20 protein-coding genes and 1 pseudogene are annotated in these 22,136 nt (G+C 59.1%); 6 read left to right on the top strand and 15 right to left on the bottom strand.

All coding sequences use genetic code 11. From position 1 onward, the window contains the following. Positions 1-53: 53 nt before the first annotated feature. Positions 54-809, bottom strand: a complete 756-nt coding sequence (locus BES08_RS30490) for a sulfite exporter TauE/SafE family protein (RefSeq protein WP_069710396.1) — start codon at positions 807-809, stop codon at positions 54-56. 68 nt (positions 810-877) lie between these two features. Beyond that, positions 878-1,894: a YeiH family protein gene (locus BES08_RS30485; RefSeq protein ID WP_069710337.1), complete on the bottom strand. Its 1,017-nt coding sequence runs from the start codon at positions 1,892-1,894 to the stop codon at positions 878-880. A 435-nt stretch (positions 1,895-2,329) separates the two neighbouring features. Between BES08_RS30485 and BES08_RS30480 the strand changes: the two genes are divergently transcribed. Both BES08_RS30480 and BES08_RS32515 read left to right on the top strand, forming a co-directional pair. After that, a complete protein-coding gene (locus tag BES08_RS30480; RefSeq protein ID WP_069710336.1) occupies positions 2,330-3,133 on the top strand; it encodes an SDR family NAD(P)-dependent oxidoreductase in 804 nt (267 codons plus the stop codon). 280 nt (positions 3,134-3,413) lie between these two features. Further along, the gene (locus BES08_RS32515) at positions 3,414-4,955 is read left to right on the top strand and encodes an FAD/NAD(P)-binding protein (RefSeq protein ID WP_083274954.1); all 1,542 of its coding nucleotides are present in this window, start codon (positions 3,414-3,416) and stop codon (positions 4,953-4,955) included. Between the two features lie 397 nt (positions 4,956-5,352). On the opposite strand, the pseudogene BES08_RS34885 reads toward BES08_RS32515, so the two are convergent. The 12 genes and pseudogenes from BES08_RS34885 to traI form a co-directional block, all read right to left on the bottom strand. Then, positions 5,353-5,844: pseudogene (locus BES08_RS34885) on the bottom strand (transposase); the annotation flags it as partial. 253 nt (positions 5,845-6,097) lie between these two features. Next, entirely contained in the window at positions 6,098-7,381 is a 1,284-nt protein-coding gene (trbI, locus tag BES08_RS30465) for an IncP-type conjugal transfer protein TrbI (RefSeq protein WP_069710333.1), read from the bottom strand. Positions 7,382-7,391: 10 nt separating this feature from the next. After that, positions 7,392-7,859: a conjugal transfer protein TrbH gene (gene trbH / locus BES08_RS30460; RefSeq protein ID WP_069710332.1), complete on the bottom strand. Its 468-nt coding sequence runs from the start codon at positions 7,857-7,859 to the stop codon at positions 7,392-7,394. Further along, positions 7,856-8,683, bottom strand: a complete 828-nt coding sequence (trbG, locus tag BES08_RS30455; RefSeq protein WP_083274952.1) for a P-type conjugative transfer protein TrbG — start codon at positions 8,681-8,683, stop codon at positions 7,856-7,858. The genes trbH and trbG overlap by 4 nt, the downstream gene beginning before the upstream one ends. Before the next feature lie 20 nt (positions 8,684-8,703). Continuing rightward, the gene (gene trbF, locus BES08_RS30450) at positions 8,704-9,366 is read right to left on the bottom strand and encodes a conjugal transfer protein TrbF (RefSeq protein WP_069710331.1); all 663 of its coding nucleotides are present in this window, start codon (positions 9,364-9,366) and stop codon (positions 8,704-8,706) included. A 27-nt stretch (positions 9,367-9,393) separates the two neighbouring features. Continuing rightward, on the bottom strand, positions 9,394-10,575 hold the full coding sequence (trbL, locus tag BES08_RS30445) for a P-type conjugative transfer protein TrbL (RefSeq protein WP_069710330.1): 1,182 nt from the start codon (positions 10,573-10,575) through the stop codon (positions 9,394-9,396). A gap of 175 nt (positions 10,576-10,750) precedes the next feature. Further along, complete coding sequence (gene trbJ, locus BES08_RS30440; protein WP_069710394.1) at positions 10,751-11,530, bottom strand: P-type conjugative transfer protein TrbJ; 780 nt, start codon at positions 11,528-11,530, stop codon at positions 10,751-10,753. After that, positions 11,514-13,949, bottom strand: coding sequence for a conjugal transfer protein TrbE (locus BES08_RS30435; protein ID WP_069710329.1), 2,436 nt, complete (start codon positions 13,947-13,949; stop codon positions 11,514-11,516). Before BES08_RS30435 ends, trbJ begins: the two co-directional genes overlap by 17 nt. Positions 13,950-13,960: 11 nt before the next feature. Next, positions 13,961-14,260, bottom strand: coding sequence for a conjugal transfer protein TrbD (locus BES08_RS30430; protein WP_069710328.1), 300 nt, complete (start codon positions 14,258-14,260; stop codon positions 13,961-13,963). Beyond that, positions 14,253-14,612: a TrbC/VirB2 family protein gene (locus BES08_RS30425; protein WP_069710327.1), complete on the bottom strand. Its 360-nt coding sequence runs from the start codon at positions 14,610-14,612 to the stop codon at positions 14,253-14,255. The genes BES08_RS30430 and BES08_RS30425 overlap by 8 nt, the downstream gene beginning before the upstream one ends. Further along, positions 14,602-15,570, bottom strand: a complete 969-nt coding sequence (trbB, locus tag BES08_RS30420) for a P-type conjugative transfer ATPase TrbB (protein ID WP_069710393.1) — start codon at positions 15,568-15,570, stop codon at positions 14,602-14,604. The genes BES08_RS30425 and trbB overlap by 11 nt, the downstream gene beginning before the upstream one ends. 36 nt (positions 15,571-15,606) lie before the next feature. After that, positions 15,607-16,230: an acyl-homoserine-lactone synthase gene (gene traI / locus BES08_RS30415; RefSeq protein ID WP_069710326.1), complete on the bottom strand. Its 624-nt coding sequence runs from the start codon at positions 16,228-16,230 to the stop codon at positions 15,607-15,609. A 284-nt stretch (positions 16,231-16,514) separates the two neighbouring features. Here traI and BES08_RS30410 point away from each other — a divergent pair, with 284 nt between their 5' ends. Continuing rightward, positions 16,515-17,165 (top strand): helix-turn-helix transcriptional regulator, encoded by a 651-nt coding sequence (locus BES08_RS30410; RefSeq protein ID WP_197524556.1) that lies wholly within the window; start codon positions 16,515-16,517, stop codon positions 17,163-17,165. Here the strand turns inward: BES08_RS30410 and BES08_RS34820 are convergent. Then, complete coding sequence (locus BES08_RS34820; RefSeq protein ID WP_083274950.1) at positions 17,157-17,486, bottom strand: transcriptional repressor TraM; 330 nt, start codon at positions 17,484-17,486, stop codon at positions 17,157-17,159. The genes BES08_RS30410 and BES08_RS34820 overlap by 9 nt on opposite strands. A 743-nt stretch (positions 17,487-18,229) precedes the next feature. Here BES08_RS34820 and repA point away from each other — a divergent pair. From repA to repC, 3 genes are all read left to right on the top strand, one after another. Then, positions 18,230-19,450, top strand: coding sequence for a plasmid partitioning protein RepA (gene repA, locus BES08_RS30405; protein ID WP_069710392.1), 1,221 nt, complete (start codon positions 18,230-18,232; stop codon positions 19,448-19,450). Positions 19,451-19,568: 118 nt separating this feature from the next. Further along, positions 19,569-20,579: a plasmid partitioning protein RepB gene (gene repB, locus BES08_RS30400; protein WP_069710324.1), complete on the top strand. Its 1,011-nt coding sequence runs from the start codon at positions 19,569-19,571 to the stop codon at positions 20,577-20,579. A gap of 187 nt (positions 20,580-20,766) precedes the next feature. Then, positions 20,767-22,110 (top strand): plasmid replication protein RepC, encoded by a 1,344-nt coding sequence (gene repC / locus BES08_RS30395; protein WP_069710323.1) that lies wholly within the window; start codon positions 20,767-20,769, stop codon positions 22,108-22,110. Positions 22,111-22,136 lie beyond the last annotated feature (26 nt).

The raw sequence follows: 22,136 nt of genomic DNA, 5'->3' as shown, positions 1-22,136 counted from the left end.
TATGTCAAGATTACATTCTGATTGATTGAGCGTTCTGACATTGCGATCTCCAGCTAGTTCAGGATATCCGACATTCCCCTCCACAGAAGCTGAATGGAGACCACCAGCAACATCGCCTGGACCAGAATGAAGAACCAGGATGTCGATAGCCTGCGCGTCGCAAAAACACCTGCGAACGTCCCGGCCACGGCCACCGGAATCAACACTAGCGCGGACATGACCGAGGAAGTCGAAAGCTGTCCCAATGCCCAGTAGGACGGAATCTTGAATAGGTTTATGGCAGCAAAGGTAAGCGTTGATGTGCCCGCGAACATGGTCTTGTCCAGCCGTTGCGGCAGCACGAACATCTGGAAGGTCGCCGCACCGGAATGAGTCAAAAAGCTGGTAAAGCCGGTGGCCACCCCCAGAAACCATCCTTTGGGCACGTTGGCTTGACGCGGCACCGATGGCACCCCTCGTCGTGCCAGCAGCACAGCCACGAAGCCGCAGCCGGTGAAACCAACAATGACACTGGCAATCGCGTCGGAGATCTGCCCGGCCAATAACCAGCCAATCAGGACCCCAAAAAATCCCGAAGGAATCAGGATGCGCAGATTGGAGGCAGAATACCGGTGCCGATAAAGCCAGACGCCGAATGCATCAGAAACGACATAGATCGGGAGCAGCAATCCGGCAGCGGTAAGCGGCGGCTTGACCAGGGACATCAAGGGAACGGCGATAACCCCCACATTGGCCAAACCGCCCTTCGCCATGCCAATAAGGAAGGCTGCTATTGCAGCAACCACCCAAGCTTCAGGTGCGCTGGACATGCCGATCTTTTGCTCCACCATTAGTCCGCCCGGCCAGTTGCGCACCGCGGCCTGCCAGGTCGCGTCGGTCACACCAGCAGTTGCAGCCCGCCAAGAATGAATGACCCCAGAAACAGCGTCTCGAGCACGATCAGCGCAATGGCGACAGGACCGACCCCGAGAATCTTTTTAAGCGATGTCTTGATCCCTACCGCCGCGATCGAGATCAACAATGCCCATCGGGATATCTCCGCCAGATAGTTGCCGACGCTGTCAGGGATAAAACCAACCGAATTGACGCCGGCAAGAACAAGAAACCCGATCAAAAACCTGGGCAGCAAAGGTTGCCGTTTCTGGCTGTCCGGTGCTTGGGATGTCTCCGACGGTCGCACGACAATCGAGATAGCCAAGACAACCGGTGCCAGCATCGCGACGCGCACCAGTTTGACCAGCGTGGCGTTTTCTCCGGTTTCATTGTCGATGGAGAAGCCAGCGCCGACCACTTGCGCCACGTCGTGGATGGTCCCGCCCAAGAAAACCCCAGCCGCGCGCGATGAAAAACCCAGTGCCTGTGACAAGATTGGATAAAGGATCATCGCAACGGTCGATAGGACCGTGACCGAAAGCACGGTGAAGATCAGATCCCTTTCGGATCGTTCGGTCTTTGGCAGAACCGAAGCGATGGCCATAGCCGCAGACGCACCGCATATCGCAACCGATCCGCCGGTCAGCAATGCAAAGCCCCACCCACGCCCAAACAAACGCGATGCGGCCAGGGCAAACAGGATCGTCGCCACGACTCCTGATATTATCAGGATGATCATCCAGCCCCCCAGGCCGCTCAGCATATCCACCGAGATGCGCGCACCAAGAAGCGCCACCCCGAGACGCAGAATAGTCTTTGAGGCGATTGCGACGCCTGGGGCGGTCTGCGTTCCTTCTTCAGACAAGAAGTTCAGCGCCAGCCCCAGCAACAATGCCATCAACATCGCGGGGGCCCCGTAATGCTCCGAGAGAAACTGCGCCGCGACGGCGATCAGCACCGAGATCGAAACTCCGGGAAAGGCGATTTTGAGCTGCGTGACGATGGGATATTTCACAAGCATTGCAGATGGCCGCATCTCCGACACCGACAGAGCCGCTCACACCTCGCGGGGGCGGTCGACTTTTCTCCGTGCCACTCAAAAAGGTGTTCCGCCCAAGACAACGGAAGCGCTCTAAAGCCTGGCTACCAACTGTCGTCTGAGCCCTGCGGAAGAACGCTATGCTGTATCGGAAAATTGGTCAATATTAATATATCATTCTGATTTAAGCATGTTCACCGGGGGCCGCACACCGCCGCTTCCGAATTTCTATCAAAAATCTGCAGCAAATTGAGCATGCTACGGCATGTTAATTTGTCGAACCGGCAAACGGGTATCGAAAATTCGCGAACGGTAGGTGAAATCTAAAAGACGATCAATAGAGGAATTGCTTTCCGTTTCACGACCACGCTAAATTTGGAGCTAGTCAGAGCTGTGAGTGAAGGGGGAGCTGAACACATGGAAAGGCTTGCGGGAGAGGTCGCCATCATCACCGGGGGCGCAAGAGGTCAGGGGGCGTCCCAAGCCCGGCTGTTCGCCGAAGCTGGAGCGGCCGTCGCGATCTGCGACGTGCTGATCGAAGAAGGTGAGCGTTTCGCAGCAGAAATGCGGAAGGCCGGTCACGAAATCAAGTTTTTCAAATTGGATGTCGCGCAAGAGCATGAGTGGCGGGGCGTCGTTCAGGCGGTGCTGGACTGGAAGAGCCGCATCTCAATTTTGGTCAACAATGCCGGAATTATTAACCAGCACGGTACGCTGGATACATCAATTGAGGATTGGTCCCGCGTGATGGGCGTGAACATCACCGGGCCATTTCTAGGTATCAAGCATGTCGGCTCCGTAATGAAGGCGGCCGGGCACGGCTCGATCATCAACATCGGTTCGCTGGCATCCTTCGTGGGCGTGAAATGCGTGGCCTATTCCTGTAGCAAGACTGCGCTTCTGGGCCTAACGCGCACCGCCGCATCCGAGTTGGGCGAATTCGGAATCCGAGTGAATGCGGTCTGCCCGGGCACGATCATCAGTGAGCTTTCCGCTGGCTTCCCCCATTTCACAGCGATGCGCCACGCCAGCCCTGCGCGACGGCATGGTGAAATCGACGAGATTTCCAAAGTGGTGCTGTTTCTGGCGTCAAGCGATTCGACCTTTGTGAACGGCGCCGCGATCCCGGTGGATGGCGGCTTCACCGCTGCCGGATCCTTGCGACTGGTCCACCGGCTGACGCAGACGCCAGAAGCAATCGACGCCCTGGAGAAGGTCTAGGTCGTTCTGGCCGACGCCACACCGACGGTTCCTGTCCGACAAGCGGCATGATTGGGACAAAACCGAGCACCAGCAGCGTCACATGCAAACTCAGAAAGCCTGCAATGCCAATTCCTTGAGGGCTGCGCCCAAACCGGCGTGCTGTCGCCCAGCGCGAACGGGGTTGATGACGGCGGCAGGTGGTTAGGCTCCTTTCTGGGAGCCATGCAAAAACAACGGAGTCAAATGTCGAACTGCGGCAGGCAGTGTCCACATGACGAAAAGAAGCCGGAGCGATTAGATGAACCAAGATGAGGCCCAAATGCAAGATGCCGAGGTTTCTACCCCTATCAAAGGTGCCGCCATGCGACGGATGATCATCGTGGGTGGCGGCTTCAGCGCGGCAACCCTGGCGGTTCAAGTCCTGCGTACAACCGACGTTCCAGTTGCGATCACCGTTATTGAACCACGCGAAGTGATCGGAGCGGGGCTAGCCTATTCAACAATGGATCCAGACCACCGACTCAACGGACCGCTGGAAGGCCATATGATAGACCCAGCCTGCCCCGATGAGTTGTTGCAGTGGTGCTTGGCAGAGCGGATCCTCGATCGAGACCCCGATTGCCTCGGTCCTGCAGGACACGCATTCCTTCGGCGCGGCGACCTCGGCTCGTTCTTTTCCTACACAGTTTCAAAGCAAGCGCGCGAGGCCAAGTGCGGGTCGACGCTTCGACACGTCCGTGATGTCGCCATCTCTGTCACCTGCGCTAACGAGATTTATCAGGTTGAGACCAAAGAACACGGCGTTCTGACTGCCGAGCTTTTAGTTATCGCGACCGGCAATCCTGAGCCTTCCTTGCGCGCTCCGTTTCCCGCTTCTGCCCACTTGCACCCGGCGATCGTAGCCAACCCGCTTGAGCCGCGGCGTCTGCTCGACGTCGCTGACAATGCCAGGGCTCTTGTCGTCGGCAGTGGTCTGACCGCGCTTGATGTTGTTTCGACATTGCTGCGGGAGCGCCCTCAATGCGATATAACGGTCATTTCCCGACGCGGACTACGCCCCTCAGCACATGCTCCCGACATTGTTGAACGCCCATCCGAGGACGCGGCGGCAGCAAAACCGAAAGTGCCGAATACGGATGCGCCAGTTCCCACTTTTCTTGCGGACGAAGTTCCTTCTATCCGTCGGTGGTGCCGCGCCCTGCGTACCGAAATCAGTCGCGTGCAGGAAGCGGGCGGAAGCTGGCATGATCCTTTCGACGCCGTTCGGGACACGGTATGGAAGCTTTGGCCGCAATTGCCGATCGATGAGCAGCAACGCTTCCTGAAAAAGCTGCGGGTCTACTATGATGTGCATCGCTTTCGCGCCCCTGTGATGAACGATAAAATGGTTCGCAAAGCAGAGGCAAAGGGCCGCGTCCGTTTTCTTGCTGCCACCCTCCTTAATGTCGACGCACCGGCAAAATCATTGAATGTGACAGCCGATATGCAAGTCGGCGCTGACAAGACGCGGCTACGCAGAGATTACGATCTGGTGATAAACTGTACGGGTCTAGATGCTAGATCCGCTTTGTCCGATAATCCTGTCCTCGTTTCGCTCGTCGAGCAGGGCATGCTAAGTGTGCACGAAAACGGCTTGGGTTTCGATGTTACCGCAAATTGCGAAGGCGTTGGAAGCGATGGCACGATTCAAAAAAACCCTGCGGGTGATCGGGCCCCCGTCTGCCGGCACATTCGGAGACCCGGTGGCAGTTATGTTCATCGCAGCGCAAGTTCGGCGCATTGTGCCGGACTTGAACGCCACAATCACCTCGCTCGATCCGGTAAATCATTAAGGCGGTGACCATCGGCTCACTTCCCGATGGTCGCCATTTGCTTGGGTCGTTTGCGAAACAGGGTCTGTATAGGAAGGCCAATTTCTGTGATGAGGGCAAGCGGGATGCGGTGTGTTTCGGCGTGTAAATTTGGCTCTGACGCATATGTGGAACGGCCCGGTTAGCAAGGTGTTCGTCGCATAAATCGCCGTCGGACGGTGCAGTCATATGTCCGGCCTATTGGCGCGGCCCTTGACCGCTGGCCACGATGAGATCCGCGATACCGATCGCCTAATCAAATTCACGCGCTCGAAGGCGCAGTGCGTCAGACGGTCTGGTCGGCATCGAGATATCGTCCCTCGGGTTCATCATGCTTTGGCACCTTGCCGCTTGATCCCGGCGCGAGAAGCCGGAATTCCTTTTGTTCTATGCGCTCGTCATGATCGTGGGTGCCTGGGTAGGTGCCGCCTTTGACGAGAAGCGCCAGATTGTGCGGGCAATCTTGTTGGCCAGCGCGACGGCTACGACCCGTATATGGCGGGCGTGCCATCAGCGAGATGATCCACGAGGGCAGCTCCACGCCCCTGCGAGCTTGTTCTAGGTTCGACGTCGCGCCAACGATCAGCAGCGTACGCAACTGCTTATTTCCTGTTTTGATATTCGGCCAAGCCGCTCCTTGCCACCGCCGGAGTTGGCTCGCGGACTAATTCCGATCCAGGCGGCAAGATCGCGGCCCGTTTTGAATGCTGGGGGATCCTGAATGGTGACTCGGACTGTCGCAGCGATAATCGGTCCGACGCCTGGGATGCTAGTCAGTCGCCGGGCGGTCTCATCTGCCTTCACTGCCGCGACAATCTTCGTGTCGAGTTTTTCGATACGCGTCGTTAGCATCTCGATTTGCTCGGCCATCTCGAGAAGAGGTGGCTCGGGAAATTCGGACAGTTGCCTGAGTGGATTTTGTGCCTGATGGCGGCCAATATGGCCGCGAGCAGGAGCGAGTATGACGAGACGACCCCGCCGCAATCACACGCCGGTGTTCAAGGCGAAGGTGGCGCTGGCCGCTATCCCACCGCGGCCACCCTCCCGCGCAGCGGGTTCGTTCTCCGGCCCCAAATCGGACATGTCCGGATCACCTCGGCAGGACCATTTCGCTATCCACCATCCCTATTCGTCAAAATGGACCCGGGAATACCATGTCCTGGTCTACCAACACATTGAACAAGTATCCCGGCCGGATTTCCAATGTTGGCTGAACATCCATGTTCTGACCAATGGTGCGGTCTGCGACTTCGCTGAAAGTTTCTGCAAATGATCGCCGAGCGGCATCTGTGGCGCTGTTGTCTGCTGAGCCTCGGTCATCCGGAAGGGCCATGTCGATGCCTGCGCCGATGGCAGCGACTAGAATCGCTGATCCAAACACCTCAAAATAGTGGTTGTCGACTTGGTCAGAGAACCCACCGTACCCCTGCATGTCGGCGCCCGCCATGCCGCCGATCTGAAGCGTTGAGCCGTTCGGAAAAACGATGTCCGTCCAGATGACCAACGCCCGCCGCTGTCCAAACGTGACTTTGGAATCATAGCGGCCGAAGAGCCGAGTCCCCTGTGGAATAAGGACATGGTGTCCCGTTGCGCTGTCATAGACGTGCTGGCTGACCTGGGCGATGATCCGCCCCGGAAGGTCGGAATTAACGCCCGTGATCAAGGTCGCGGGAATAACCGAGCCCCGCTTTAGCTCATAGGGCGAAATCGGTGCCACGACCTGATTGGGCAGATATCCCAGATCCTTGAGATCCTGATTGAAAAAATTCTCCTTGGCAGCCTGACCATTGGGATCGACGTTCTCTTGCCCGGCTCCTTGCAACGAAGCCGCATAGAGGCCCGCAAGGTCAGGGCGCCCTGCCCCGGGTGCGGCAGGGTTCGATGGTTCGCCGCTGCGGACCGCTAAGTCCTTGAGATCGACGGCAGTAGGGGAGTCCTGTGCCGCCTGGTCGGCCTGCAAACTGGCCATCCTTTGCCGATGTAGCTCGCGCAGCATTTGCTCCTCCTGCTCCCGATGCAGTCGGGCGCGCCAATCCTCCTCTGGTTCCACAACTGGGCCAGTCGGCGTTGGGGATGATGCCGCTGGTGGTGCTGGCTGGAAAGGATTTGCCGCGGGGACAACAGGCGTCGGCTCTGGTTGCACGCGGATGGGCTCCGGTTGCGGTGCCTCGATGACCCCGTCGGGTACGCCCTGTTTGAGACGGTCTCCGAAGCTGCTGGCGGGCAGTCCACCGGTGTCATCGAGCCCCTGCCCTCCCGGTCCATAGATGCCCCTCGTTGAAATCCCATAGATGATGACCACCGAAAAGATCACCGTGAGGGCAATGGCGATGATGACAGGAAGGCGGTTGAGGCGACGGACCTTGGGGCCGCCTGTACCACCACGCGGCTCCGACGAGATATCGAGCGATGCCATTGCTGCCTTCCTAACTGCGCTGCAGAACCGATAGGGGACTCACTGGCGTTGCACCGGTTTCGGTCAGCGAATAGGCGCGACCGAGATCGACGGTATTTGTCGAGAGGCGCGCAAGCACGCTCCCCTCGAATGCGTCGATCACATAGGCGACTGGTATGATGGTCTCGCTATCGGTCTTCTGATCAACCGCGACCGCATACCCCCAGTCCCGCAATGATGTTTCCAGGGCGAGGGCAAAGGCCGAGTCGTCGGGCTGGAGCGAAACCGTGCCGGTGCCCGGGCCGACGACCTCAGCGAGACGCCCGACCAGATCCTCGGCGATCACAGCTGCAGCTGCCGCGGATACTTGTGCATGGTCGGTACTGACCAGGACGCTAGAGGTGCCGAGACCGAAGGTCTGGCAGCCGGCCAGGCTCGTTGCCAGACCCACCAAAATGAGCATCTGCCGTGCGAAAACGAACTGCGCGATCTTTTTCATTGTCCCCGCCGAATTGTGATTTTCTGCTGCCGGTTGCCGACGCCCGATACAAGCACTGCGTGGTCGATGAGGTAGTCGACGACCATCATGTTGCTCTGCAGCCGATAGTTGACGATCCGATTTTCGCCGCCGGAGATCACGAACAGGACCGGCGCATCGCTGCCGGCAAGCGCCGAGGGAAATTGAATGTAGGTCTTGAGCCCGTCGGTATAGATGCGGGTGGGCTTCCAGCGGGCAGCGCCATCGGTGCGGAATCCGAAATCGAGGTTCTCGGCCGGGACCCCTGCCCCGCCGATGATGCTGGCTTCCATCCGCTGGTTGATTTCGTCGAGCCGGGCCGCGACATCGTCGGGATATTCGAAGCCCACCCGGGCCATGTAGTCGGCATGATGGGACTTGAGACGGATGTGGTAGGTGCGCCGCGAGGTGGTCACCACCATGGACGTTTCGATACCAGGTTCCGACGGCTTGACGATCAGATGCACGGCCTGAGCGCCGGCTGCGCCGGAGGTGGCCGGCTCGACCTTCCAGCGGACGCTGTCGCCGACCAGTACATCTCTGACGACCTCCCCTGGTTGCAGCTCGATGTCGCAAACCTGAAGGGGCGAGCAAACGACGGACGGCTGCACTTCCCCATAGAGGAACACAACCTTGCCGTCTGGCCCGTGCGTGACGAGCCCTTCGCCGTGTTGCCACTGGCTGGATAGGCTCGTGCCTTTGGTCTCATTGGCAGTCATGTCCTGCCCCAGGGCCACGTTTGACGTGAGGAACAAGCAGGCGAGCGACACGAGGGTGCGGCCGTGGTGCTGTCGGATTGGTGTCATGGCAAAAAACTTGGGTAAGATCACAGCTGGGCCGTCCAATCGAAGTCGCGGATGTAAAGGCCGATGGGGTTGAGGCGAATGGTGGCCTCATCCAGTGGTGGGGAGAGCGTTACGGTCGCGATGCCCCGAAAGCGCCTGGTCGCGAGTTCCTTGCCCTGTCGGTCGCGCTCGAACTCGGTCCAGTCGATCTGGTAGGACTGGTTGGACAGGGCTACGACGTTGTTGATTTCGATGGAGACCGTGACGGTCCGGGCCCGCTCAAATGGATTTGCGCCCCGAAACCAGGCATTCACCTTTTCCGTCGACGGGTCGGTCGTCCGCAGCAACGCATAGGTGCGGTCGATGTATTGCTTTTGGACGACGGCATCGGGCGTGATCGACTTGAACCCGGCGACAAAGCCGCCAAGCATGGATCGCACGACCCGCGGGTCTGCATACTCGATTTGCTCGGGGAAACCCGCCAACGCTGGGGTTCCTAACCGATCGACTTCGACGATGTAGGGTACCAGCTTGACCTGAGTGCTCTGAAAGAGCGCATAGCTGATCCCGATCAGGGCCATGACCATCGAGATGACGGCGACCAGACGCCAGCTGTTGGCAGCCCGGACAAAACCGCCGTAGCGTTCGTTCCACTCAAGTCGCGCGGCAAGGTAAGGATTGTCTGCGGACATATGCTTGGGCATGGGAATTGCTCGATGCTCCGGCGCGCCTTACGGCTTGCCGGCCTTTTGGCCGGAGGAAGAGGGTTTTGCGCGGGCGTCGCTGGCTGCGAGTTTGGCATTGGCCAGGCCCATAGTGGTGGTGCCGAAACTACCGGGCCCGCCTATGGCCTGGTCCTTGACCGCCGAGGCAGTCGCGGCAAGTCCCCGCATGGCGGTCGATGCCATTGCTGCCGATCCGGCCGCGGCAGCACCTGTAAAGCCACCCTTTTCAAAGGCTCCAGCTGCGGCGCGGCCGCCAGCGCCCATTGCGGTTGCACCCATGGCCGCAACGCCGGCACCAAACTGCGCAGAACCAAAGGTTGGGCGTAGTGTCTCGCCGCCATTGGTGATCGAAACACCCTGGATAACGCCCTGGATAATGGCGGGCACATAGATCGAGATCATGAACACGACGACAGCAATGCCCGCTATGGCGAGCGAGGTCAGGAACTTGTCGTCACTCGAGCTGGCATCAGCCATCTCAATCAGTACCTCTGAGCCAATGCGGGCGATCATGACAAGCGCCATCAGCTTCATGCCAACGCTGAAGGCATAGACCAGGTAACGAACGGCGAAATCCTTGGTGAAGCTCGAGCCACCCAGGCCCAGCATGATCATGCCGGCGAGCAGCCCCACGTACATTTCCACCATCACGGCGACGAAGATGGCGGCAACCAAGGCAAAGCAGATGACCACGACGATCATAGCGAACACCGCCGCGATCGCGAGGGCATTGTCCTCAAACAAGCCGAAGCGCACGTCGTGCGACATGTCGGATGCTACGGCAATACCAGCATTGAACACATCGACGGGGGAGGCCGAGCCGCCACTGGAGCCGATCTGGAAAAGGCTATCGACGATTGCGCGGCCAAACGTTGGTCCTTGTTCGAGTACGAAGACGAAGAAGCCGATGAACAGGATGCGTCGCACCAGTTCGCCGAACCAATTGTCAAGCGACGCCCCTTGGATGGCCAGCCAAACGGCCGCAATGCCGACTTCGATGCCAGCAAGGATCCAAAATAGCGATCGCGCAGCTTGCATGATGGTGGTCTCCCACCCTGCCGCTGCATTGGCGATGCCGTTCTCAAGGTTAGTCAGAACAGCGCCGTCCTGGCCGTAAGCCGGACCAAAGGCAACAACCCAAACGGCGATGAGCAGCACCCAGGCCGTGCGCGATGAGGTCCAGCGCATTAACCGCCCCACCGGGGTTTCATTTGCTGCCCACCGTGTGTTGGAGGTCGCTCGGAATCGAAGTAGTCGAGCGTCCTGGTGCGAGTAGTTTCGGTCTTGAAGGTTGCCTGGAACAGGGCGACTGCCACGACTGCGCCGAGACCGAACACAGCGACTGCAATTAGAACGATCGGCTTCACCAGCGAGGCTCCATCTGTTGTCCACCTGAGGTTGGTGGACGTGTGGTGCTGAAAAAGTCTTCGCGCCGGGTCTGGGCTAGATCCTTGGCGGCCTGTTCGGACTGGTACCAGGTGCCCATCATCGTCATCTGCTGGGACACCAGCCCTCGCAGCTTTTGCATCTGCGCGACCTGCTGGGTGGCGATCTGGTGACCGACCTGCAGGGCCTGCATTTGCCCAACAGACGTGCCGGACATCGTCCGCAGTCGATCCATGGTCGCTTCCTCCGACGAGAATTGTTCTGCTGTCAGGTTCGCAGCCTTGAGAGTGCCCCCGATCGTGTCGCGGGTGGTGTCGGACCAGCTTTGGTACGCGGATGAAAAATCCTCACCGGAGAGAGGACCGTCCTTCAGTTGGGCGTAGCTCTGGAAACGCTGCTGCAACACGTCGTCGAGATTGCCCATCGAGAAGGCGATCCCCTGCCCTTCCCCAACAATGGCACGCAGCCGGTTGAGGTCGTTCTCCACCTGGCCCCAGACCTGCTCGGGAAGGGTAAGGGTGTTCTGCAGCATGTTCTCGTAGATGCGAAGCTGGTTCTGGATCTGCTCGACCTGGTGAGCGATCTGGGTCACTTGATTGTCGATCTGAATGCCGGACTGGCCGGCGAGCCCGACCAACTCGGCATTGTTCAGGATCTGAGTGAATTCGGTGGCACCAACAAGTTGTCCCGCCGCCTGCGCCTGCACCGCAGCTGAGTAGAGCAGGAGCCCGAAGGCCAGTCTAGACAAACAAGTCATGCGCATGGGCGATCCCTCGTTCTGCGAGCCAATGGGCCGGCCAGTCGCCAGCAAATTCCTGATGCAACGCCGTGATGCGCTTGAGATCATCCTTGCCGCTGGCCCCGACAAAGCTGAGCGTCACCGGGCCAAGCGCCATGTCGAAAAGACGCCGTCCATCGGGGGAAACGACGTAATACTCCCGCTTCGGCATGGCCCCGGCGACGATCTCGATCTGCCGGTCGTTGAAGCCGATCCGCTCGTAGAATTCTCGTGTGCCCACCTCGCGCGCCGCCCCGTTCGGAAGGCAGATTTTGGTCGGGCAGGATTCCTTGAGGACATCGATGATGCCGGAGCGCTCTGCGTCCGAGATGGACTGAGTGGCCAAGACCACGGCGCAATTAGCCTTGCGCAGAACCTTGAGCCATTCTCGAATTTTGTCTCGGAACACTGGATGGCCAAGCATCAACCAGGCTTCATCGAGAATGATGAGACTCGGTGCTCCGGTCAGGCGCTTCTCGATACGACGGAACAGATAGAGCAGGACAGGAACGAGATTGCGCTCGCCCAGATTCATCAGCTCATCGATCTCGAACGTTTGGAATGAGGACAGCGTCAGGCCATCCTGTTCGGCATCAAGCAAGTGTCCCATCGGGCCATCGACGGTGTAGTGCAGGAGCGCATCCTTGATGTCGCGCTGCTGCACGCCAGAAACGAAGTCCGAGAGCGACCGGCGCTCCGATTGCGCCATCAATCCGAGTTGGCGGGCGATGGCATTGCGGTGATCGGGCGTGATCTTGACGCCTTGCAGTTCGATCAGTGTTTCGAGCCACTCGGTGGCCCAGGCGCGGTCGCCGTCCGTTTCAAGCGATGCCAGCGGGCAGAAGGTGAGCCCCTCCCCTGCCCCGACATCGTAGTGATCGGCGCCAATCGCCAGCGTCAGTGGCAACAGCGACCGGCCCTTGTCGAAGACAAATAGCTGGGCATTCTCGTAGCGGCGGAACTGCGCTGCAATCAGCGCCAGTAGCGTGGATTTGCCCGACCCGGTGGGGCCAAAGATCAACGTGTGACCGACGTCGCCCGCATGCAGGTTGAGCCGGAACGGCGTCGAGCCGCTGGCCACCTGCATCAGGGGTGGTGACCCGGCGGGATAGAATGGGCATGGGCAAACTGGGCTTCCGGCCCAAACCGTGTTGAGCGGGATGAGATCGGCAAGGTTGCGGGTGTTGATCAACGGCTCGCGGATATTGGCGTACCAATTGCCGGGCAATGATCCCAGAAAGGCTTCAGTGGCATTCATCGTCTCGATGCGAGCCCCAAACCCTTCGGCCTGGATGAGACGACGGATGCCTTCGGCCTGTTTGCGCAACAGGTCGTCGTCTTCGCCAAACAGCACAATGACGGGGGTATAGTAGCCATAGGCAACAAGCTGGGAGTTGGCCTCCGCGATCGCATCCTCGGCTTCGGCCACCATCTGCGCCGCATCCTGGTCAATGGCTCCCGACCGCGTCTGGAACAGCTGGTCCATGAACGGCCGGACTTTCTGTAGCCACTTCTTGCGGGTGCGCTCCAGCTTTTGGCGCGCCTCAAGCGGATCGAGGAACATGAAGCGGGATGACCAGCGATAACCTAATGGCATGGCGTCGAGGACATTGAGGATGCCTGGCCAGCTTTCCGCGGGAAATCCATCTATGGCGACAACAGCGAGATGCCGGTTGTCCACTAGCGGCGTCAGTCCGTGGTGAAATTCGGCTGTCACCAGAAAATCGAGATACATCGGGATTGCCGGCAGGCGAACCGGGTGGTTTTCCCCGACGGTGCAGAAGCGCACGAATTGCAGCAGTTCGTCGTAGCGCGCGATCCGGGTGCCGCCCGCTTCGGTTGCCTCTCGCGTCACCATCCTTCGGATTGAAAGCACATTGGCCATGTACTGCTCAAATTCGCGGATGGCCGTGTTGAAGGCGCCCAAGGCGCTGTCGCCGAACCGCTCGTTGCGCGCGTCCGCGTCCGAATAGATATAGCGGACCAGCCCGGATTTTCGCGGTTCGGGTGGCCTATAGGTCAGTATGATGGCGTGCTGGCTTTCGAAATGCCCGTCAGCCGCTTCGAACCGCTGGCGCCGTTCGTCGTCTATCAGCCTGCTCACCTGGTCGGGAAAGTGCGATTGTTCGCGTGTGGGATAGCTTGTGGCCGGGATGCGCAGTGCTTCGACCTGGATCATCCAACCAGAGCCCAGTCGGGCAAGGATGGCGTTGATCTGCCTTGAGACTTCATTGCGCTCGATGTCGGTTGCGCTCTCGCTGTCCGGTCCGGCGAAATACCAGCCGGCCATAAGCGAGCCGTCCTTGAGCAGGAGCACACCATTGTCGATTAGTCCTGCATAGGGCAGAAGATCGGAGAAGCCAGGGCTCGTATTGCGGAATTGCTTAAGCGCCACCATGTCCCCTGTCCTCAGTACCGGCGCCAAGGGGATGCGGTCGGCCGGTAACTAGGCCGGTAGCGAAGGTGGCGGAGATAGACCTTGCGCATGAGCGGATCGGCTTTGCCCATCATCCGCAGCAATCCGATCACCAGCATCCAGATCGCCACGCCCACAATGGCCGAGATCGGCGTCAGGACCACAAAGATCAGGATGACGGCGGCAAGGCCGGTGACCAGCACGAGCTCGCGGTCGGCGCCGAACAACAGGTTCGGCCGTGACAAGGCGCGATGAATGCGGACGCGCTGCAGTCGGCTGGCGACCTCAGCCATCGATCCGCACCAAACCCGGGTCCGGGTTCTCTACCTGGCCAATGGACGAGCCGCTCGAGCCGAAGAGGGCAACAATCTGGGTGGCGCCGAGTAGAATGCCGGCAACCAGCACCACATAGACCAGCCGTCGGGCAAAATCGTTAAGCTCGCCGCCAAAGATCAGCATGCCGCCGGCGATTGCGACGGCCGCGAGTGCTATCGCTGCGGCAACCGGCCCCGTGATCGACTCCTGGATTTGCTGGAGCGGAGCTTCCCAGGGCAACCCCCCTCCCCCGCTCGCCAGCGCCGGTTGTGTACAAAGCGCGCCGACAATGAGCACGCTGATCGCGATTCCAAGTGTCTTACGCGACATCGCGACTGTCCTCCGGATTGCAGGATTCGACGCGATAGCGGCCATCGCGATAGCCTTCGACCAGCAGGAGGTCCCGCACCCGGCGCCCCTTGGGAACGCGCTCGATCCAGATGACCAGGTCTACGGCTTCGCCAATCACTTCCGGCATGGGGCGCTGGCTGACCTCTGCCGTTAGCTGCTCGAGGCGGGTCAATGCCGAAAGCGCATTGTTGGCGTGGATGGTGGTGACGCCGCCGGGGTGCCCGGTGTTCCAGGCCTTCAACAGTGTGAGGGCCGCACCATCTCGCACCTCGCCAACGATGATCCGGTCGGGTCGAAGGCGCATGGTGGACTTCAGCAACCGGTTCATGTCGACCTCTTCGGTGGTGTGCAGGCACACTGCGTTCTCGGCGGCGCACTGGATTTCGGCAGTATCTTCGAGGACGACGAGGCGCTGTTCCGGGCTGGCCGTGACAATTTCAGCGATGACGGCATTGGTCAGGGTCGTCTTGCCGGTCCCGGTGCCACCGGCGACCACGATGTTCATGCGGCTTTCCACTGCGTTCCGGATCATCGCGGCCTGATAATCGGTCATGATCCTGTCCAGCACGTAGCTTTGGAGCGGGAAGAGGCGCGTGGCTCGCTTGCGTATGGTAAAGACCGGCGCCGCGACAACCGGCGACAACAGGCCTTCGAAGCGGTGTCCGTCAATTGGCAGTTCGCCAGAGATGATCGGCCGGGCCGCGTTGACTTCAGTCCCCAGTGCATGAGCAACCGTGCCGATGATGGTTTCTGCGGCCTGCGCCGCCAGAGTGCCGGCGCAGGTCATTGCCTCACCGATCCGCTCGACAAAGAGTTGGCCATTCGGATTGAGCATGATCTCGACGACGAGTGCGTCGTCGAGTGCGTTACAGAGCGTGCTCCCCAGGGCTTCGCGCAGTTTGTGGACCAGGCGCTGATGAGATTGGCGGTTGGACACGATGGTTCCTCCGGACATGGAAAGCAGGAGGTGATTTCAGGCGGCGATCAGTGACTGACCAAGCGGCAGATAGCCGGCTGGTCGCACCGAGAAGGCCGTCTCTTCAGTTGCCGGGACAATGCCGGCGATGGCCATCGTATTGCCGATTGGATGCGCCGACCCCAGGCGCGAGAAAGGGAGCCCTGCCCGCTTGAGGATCCGCTCGAAACGCAGATCGGTCACCGTCATGACTTGGGAGTACCCATGCGCAATGGCCCAGTCCAGAATACCGCTGAAGAGCATCATCGTGGCTTGGTGGAGCCCGCGCGCGGTGTTTGCTCCAGCCACATCGGTGTCGATACAAAATCGGGAGCTCTCTATGAGGTGGTGCCCGCTAGGAAGCGGCCCACCATCAAGAAGAACCGGAAACGTGCGCCCCAGCATCGTCGGCCCGGATCCTGGCAGAAGCCGCGCGCAGCCAACCACATGTTTGGTGCTGTCGCTGACCACCAGAAGATAGACCGGGTTTAGCGCATCGTAGTCGTCAACCTCGTGCCCCCCGGCGACATCAACATCCCAACCCAGGCGGTCGCGAAAGACGCGGGCACGCAGCACGTGCATCTGCTCGATGAGATGAGAATCTCTAGTCAGGCCTTGGTTTTGGACCGCGATAAGACGCATGTTGGCTCTCCGCTTTGGTATGGCGGCAACCAATCAGGAACAGACGTTCGGGGCTATTTCGGTTTACCGAAGGCCCTCATCGGTACGATCAACCACGCAGCCGTGGTACTCCGCAAATCGGTTCTCCCATCGTGGGGAGACAAGGCGCCAACGGAGTTGTTATTAGTCCAACAGAATATGATAAAACTAATCATGTAATCGGGGGCTGCCGGATGGGGGTGTCGAGACGGCTTAAGTTCGACCTATTGCGTGACTGGTTATCGCTGGCCCGAGATAGAGAGGCCGTGCAAAAGACCCTGCAACGATACGCCAATGAGCATGGCTTCGATTGGTTTACCTACCTGTCGGTGCACGAGGCCAACGTCTACGGTCTGTCCAATTATCCCGAGGAGTGGCAGCGACATTACCTCGACCATCAATTGTTCTCGATCGATCCGATTATCGAGGCGGTCAATCCCAAACGGGGAGCTTTTGGGTGGTCAGAGACCCGGCCGCCGGTGGCACTCCGAAAGGAACACCGGGCGTTCTACAGTAACGCGCGTGCCTTCGAAATTCGATCAGGGGTCTCGATTCCGATCTTTGGCGGATTTGGCCGACGCGCGCTGATCACCTTCGCATCAAGCCAGACCAAGGCTGAAGGTGAACTCTTGGGAGACGCTTTCTCCACCCTCGCGCTCGGCGCTTTCATCGACGGGTTCGTCCGCGACCGATATCAGGGAATGATGAGCGCCCCCGCCTGCCCCCTCACCGAGACCCAACTTGAGACCCTGTCCTGGCTCCTGCACGGCAAATCGAATGCCGATATTGCCGTGCTTAGAAACACCACCAAACGCGCTGTAGAATACCAGCTGCAGAACATTCGCGCGCGGCTCAACGTGGTGAACACCTACCAGGCAGTCGGAGTGGCTGTGCACCGGAAATGGATTCTACTGTGACTCCGTATGCAGTGACGGCGTGCTGGTGGCTACGGTGGGAATATAGCCCAACTGATCGATGAGATGATTGAGCGCGACACGGTGGGCTTCGCAGTCGGCATGTGCGCGGCGGTATTCTACTAGTCGGATAGAGTATTCGGCTTCATTCCCGGCACCCACGAATCGGCGCCAACGGTTATGTGCCTTCTGAGCTGTGGCCGCTGCTGCGCGGTACCGCACGATGCCATCCGCCACAAGCGCTTCGAGCTCGCACTTGGACCATTCGGTGACGACCGAGAGTTCTTCGGAGCGAGAGCTCGACGTTGCACGGTTCTTCGGCATTACTTCCCCGAGGGAGAAGGCCGAATTCGTGGTACGCCCCCACGATAGCCTCCTTACTCCTGGTGATCGGGGAGTTAGTAAACCGCACAAGTACGGTCCCTGTGGCCTTTAGTCCGAGAACCTGTTGCATACGCCACAGGCTCCCCGACCATAGGTTTGGGGAGTTGACGCCGTTCCGGTGGCATCAGCCGACTTGTGAGGGGTTACTAAGCCCCGAGACGGTACGTGCCGTCTCACGAGACATATACTTTAGGCTTCCTGTGATCGCTAGCCCCGCTGGGTTCGCGGTAGCAAGTGAGATCAGGTCGAACTTCGGAAAACCGAAATTTCGAAACCAGATTAACTCGCCTAAGGTCATCTAGGAAATGCCCTCTCGTTTTGCTGCGGACAAGTATGGTCCTGTTAAGCAGCGTCGCGGGGCACAACTCAAATGGGCTTGCAGCCAATTGGTGGCTGCTGCCGAGTCGCAGCAATATTAGGGCGAAGTGATAAGCCAGCGCCTCGGATGTCTACGGTGACCTCGGATAACCCCACTTTTTCGCGGACGCGTTGTGCCCGACCGAGTAGGTTCAGACTATGGCTAACGTTCTGGAATATAATCATAAATTGGCAGAAGGGGTCCTGCGAGCGTTATCCACCAGAACGAGTTGTTAACCATTAACTCCTTGCAAGCGCGCGCAGCTTCGGTATCGTCACGGTAAATTGGCATGTGTGGCCGAACTTCCGTGACGAGAGAAACGCCCGTGAACACAAGTGTTGCCAACGAGCCGCAGCAAAACGCCGATGCTGATGAGACCATCGGCGCCCATGCTGAACTCCTCAGCGCCCAACTGCAAGCGCTGAGCCAAGCGATGTTTCCGCCAACGTCACAAAAGACCTTGCGGCGGTTCACATCCGGTGAGGCCGCCCGATTGATGCGAGTTTCAGACTCAACACTTCGGAAGATGACGCTCGCCGGCGAGGGACCTCAGCCTGAAACCACGAGTAACGGCCGCCGCCTATACACGCTGGGCCAGATCAATGAGATACGTGCGCTGTTGGCGAGCGGCACGCGGGGCCGAGAAGCGACTGATTTTATTCCGCACCGACGCGGAACAGAACACTTGCAGGTCATTGCAGTAACAAACTTCAAAGGCGGCTCGGGCAAGACGACAACCTCTGCTCATTTGGCCCAGTATCTCGCACTGCAGGGATATCGGGTACTCGCCATTGACCTTGATCCCCAGGCCAGCCTCTCCGCCCTACTTGGAGTGCTCCCTGAAACCGATGTTGGCGCCAACGAAACTCTCTACGCAGCAATCCGCTATGATGAAGGTCGCAAGAGCCTTAAGGACGTCGTCAGAAAAACCTACTTCGATGGCTTGGACCTGGTGCCCGGCAATCTCGAGCTCATGGAATTCGAGCACACCACGCCCAGGGCCTTGATGGATGGCACAAAGTCCGGAGATGGGATTTTCTTCGCGCGCATCGCCAGTGCATTGGACGAGGTGGCCGATGACTATGATGTCGTTGTGCTTGACTGCCCCCCTCAGCTTGGCTTTTTAACGCTCAGCGGTTTATGCGCCGCCACGTCAATGGTGGTAACCGTTCATCCGCAAATGCTGGATGTGGCGTCGATGAGCCAGTTTCTTCTCATGACGCGGGATCTGCTGGGCGTTGTGCGCGACGCTGGCGGCCGGTTGCAGTATGATTTTATCCGATATCTCCTGACGCGATACGAACCGCAGGATGGCCCTCAGACCAAAGTAGCCGCGCTGCTCCGCAATCTGTTTGGCGACCACGTTTTGACAAATGCAATGGTTAAGTCAGCCGCGGTATCCGACGCCGGTCTCACCAAGCAAACCCTTTACGAGATCGGCCGGGAAAACCTCACCAGGTCCACATATGATCGTGCCATGGAAGCACTCGACGCGGTCAATGGCGAGATCGAGCATCTGATGAAAGCAGCTTGGGGTCGGCCATGACTGTCGACCTATATTCAGTGAACGGCCATAAGTTGGGAGCTCCCAACTCTTATGCACAAAATTTGCCAAATGGCCTTGTTGGGAGCTCCCAACTCTCCCAGTTCCAAGGAGGCAAAGCATGAGCCGCAAGGACGCGCTAAACTCCCTCTTTCTTGGGAAGGCCGCCCCCCCTTCGTCGAACAGCTCGGCTGTTAAAAATCCTGAACGTGTCCGTAGTGGCGCGATCGGTGCAATGGGCACCTCGCTTCAGGAATTGACGCAAGGCGCGCGAGCGGCTGCCAAACTTCAGGAGCAGCTTCTTACTGGGGATCACGTCGTCTCGCTTGATCCTGCACTGATTGATCCCTCGCCCATAGCCGACCGCCTGCCGGCTGAGATCGACCCTGGCTTTGACGAACTGGTTTCGAGCATTGAGCGAGACGGACAGCAGGTGCCCATCCTAGTCCGGCCGAGTCCGGCTGCTCCGGGTCGCTTCCAGATCGCGTACGGTCGACGCCGCCTGCGTGCGCTTGTGCGACTTGCGCACCCGGTGAAGGCGATCGTTCGTGATCTGTCAGACGATGAAGTGGTTGTCGCCCAAGGCCGCGAGAATTTGGATCGTGCTGACCTTTCGTTTATCGAGAAGGCGCTCTTCGCCAAGCGCCTGGAGGACTCCGGCTACGAACGCGCAGTGATCATGTCAGCGATATCCACCGACAAATCGGACCTAAGCCGGTACATCTCTATTGCCAGACGTATCCCCGAGGAACTGGCACGGCAGATTGGGCCGGCCGTGAAAGCTGGGCGTGCTCGATGGCACACACTGGCTGAAGCCATTGATAAATCCAAGACGGGTGCCAGGATCGATGACGTCGTAGCTTCCGAGGGCTTCCGGGCGGCCGACAGCGACACCCGTTTTAACATGGTGTTCAAGGTGACGGCGCCAAGTGCTGAACGCTCATCGAAGGGTGGAGCATGGAACACGCCAGAGGGGCGCCGGGCGGCGCTCGTAGAGCGTCGCGGCTCCCACACAGCAATCACTTTCGACGAAAGGCGCGTCCCTGAGTTCGCCGCTTTTGTCGCAGCGCGTCTCGACGCACTCTATTCCGAATTTGCCAATGAAGAGGGAGATACAGAACAGAAGCAATAGGCGAGGGGATCTCCTCACCGCCTGGACCAATCGCAAAAGAAAAAGGCCCCCGAAAGCGAATTCCGGAAGCCCTTCTCGACGTGTGGTAACGCGAGAATCGCACTTCCCGAAATCGCAGTCAAGACCCTGATCGGGTCTCACCGCTTCAGCGGCCGGAATTCTTTTGCCCTACACAAGGTGAAAGACAATGCAGACGCATACCGCAACGACGCCTTTTGGGCGGCGACCGATGTCGCTTGGCATGATTGCAAGTCAGGTGGCGGCCCAGAGTGCAGCTCCAGATGCGACCGTGCACAAGTGGCATGTGTTCAGGGATATCAAGGAGGCCAGGCTTGCCCTAGGCGCGTCCGATCGGGCACTCGCCATCCTGGACGCACTCCTATCTTTCCACCCGGAAACCGCCCTCTATGGCGATAGCGCCCTGATCGTCTGGCCATCCAATGAAATGCTCATCGGTCGCGCCAATGGCATGTCGCCGGCGACGTTGCGGCGTCACCTCGCCAACTTGGTTGACTGCGGACTGATCGTCCGCCGGGATAGCCCCAATGGCAAGCGCTACGCGCGCAAGGGGCAGGGCGGAGAGGTTGAGCAAGCCTATGGCTTTGATCTCTCACCGATCGTCGCCCGTGCCAACGAGTTCAAAGAGTTCGCTGAAGCGATGCGCGCCGAGAAAAAGGCGTACAAGCTCGTTAAGGAGCGGTTAACCATCTGCCGCCGCGACATCGTCAAGATGATCGAGGCCGGTATTGAGGAGGGCGTTCCTGGCAACTGGGGCGGCGTGCATCTGGAGTACCAGGCGATCGTCGGCCGCCTACCCAGGACAGCGCCGCGCCAGGTTCTCGAAGCCATAGCTGCAGAACTCGACGACCTTTGGACGCAAATCCGTGACGTATTGGAATCCTTCGTAAAATCACAGAATCTGAATACCAATGAGTCTCAAACTGAGCGCCACATACAGAATTCAAATACCGAATCTAAAACTGAATCTGAACGCGGCTTAGGAATAAAAGACGAAGCGAGCGGCAGCGCCGGTGGATCTGACAACCTGCGGAGCTTGCCGAAGCGCGAACTGCCTCTGGGTATCGTGCTGGATGCCTGTCCGAACCTGCTGTGGTTGGTGAAGGGCGGCGGCGGCATTCGTAATTGGCGAGATTTCCTAACCGCGGCGGATCTGGCCCGTCCGGTGTTGGGGATCAGCCCCAGCGCTTGGGAAGACGCGCGAGTGGCATTGGGTGAACAGCAGGCTGCAATCACCATCGCCGCGATCTACCAGAAGTCTGATCAGATCAAGTCGCCAGGGGGCTACCTGCGAAATCTGACGGAGCGGGCCAAGGAAGGGAAATTCTCGACCTGGCCAATGATCATGGCGCTGTTGAGGGCCAAACTCGACGCGGCCAAAGCGGCGGGGGCGGGTGTCACGGAGGCCGAAGGCGAACTGGGCGCCGCCCAACGGCTCGATCGTACCCAGAAGCGGCTCGAGGTCAGCGATAATTTGAGGAAGAGCATCGATAAGTGGGATCGCGAAACCTAGTTGCATGGAGTTGCCCGATCAGGTCG

The organism is Novosphingobium resinovorum (assembly GCF_001742225.1).
GTDB lineage: Bacteria > Pseudomonadota > Alphaproteobacteria > Sphingomonadales > Sphingomonadaceae > Novosphingobium > Novosphingobium resinovorum_A.
Note: the sequence above shows the minus strand (reverse complement) of the source record. Positions and strands in the feature narration are given on the sequence as shown.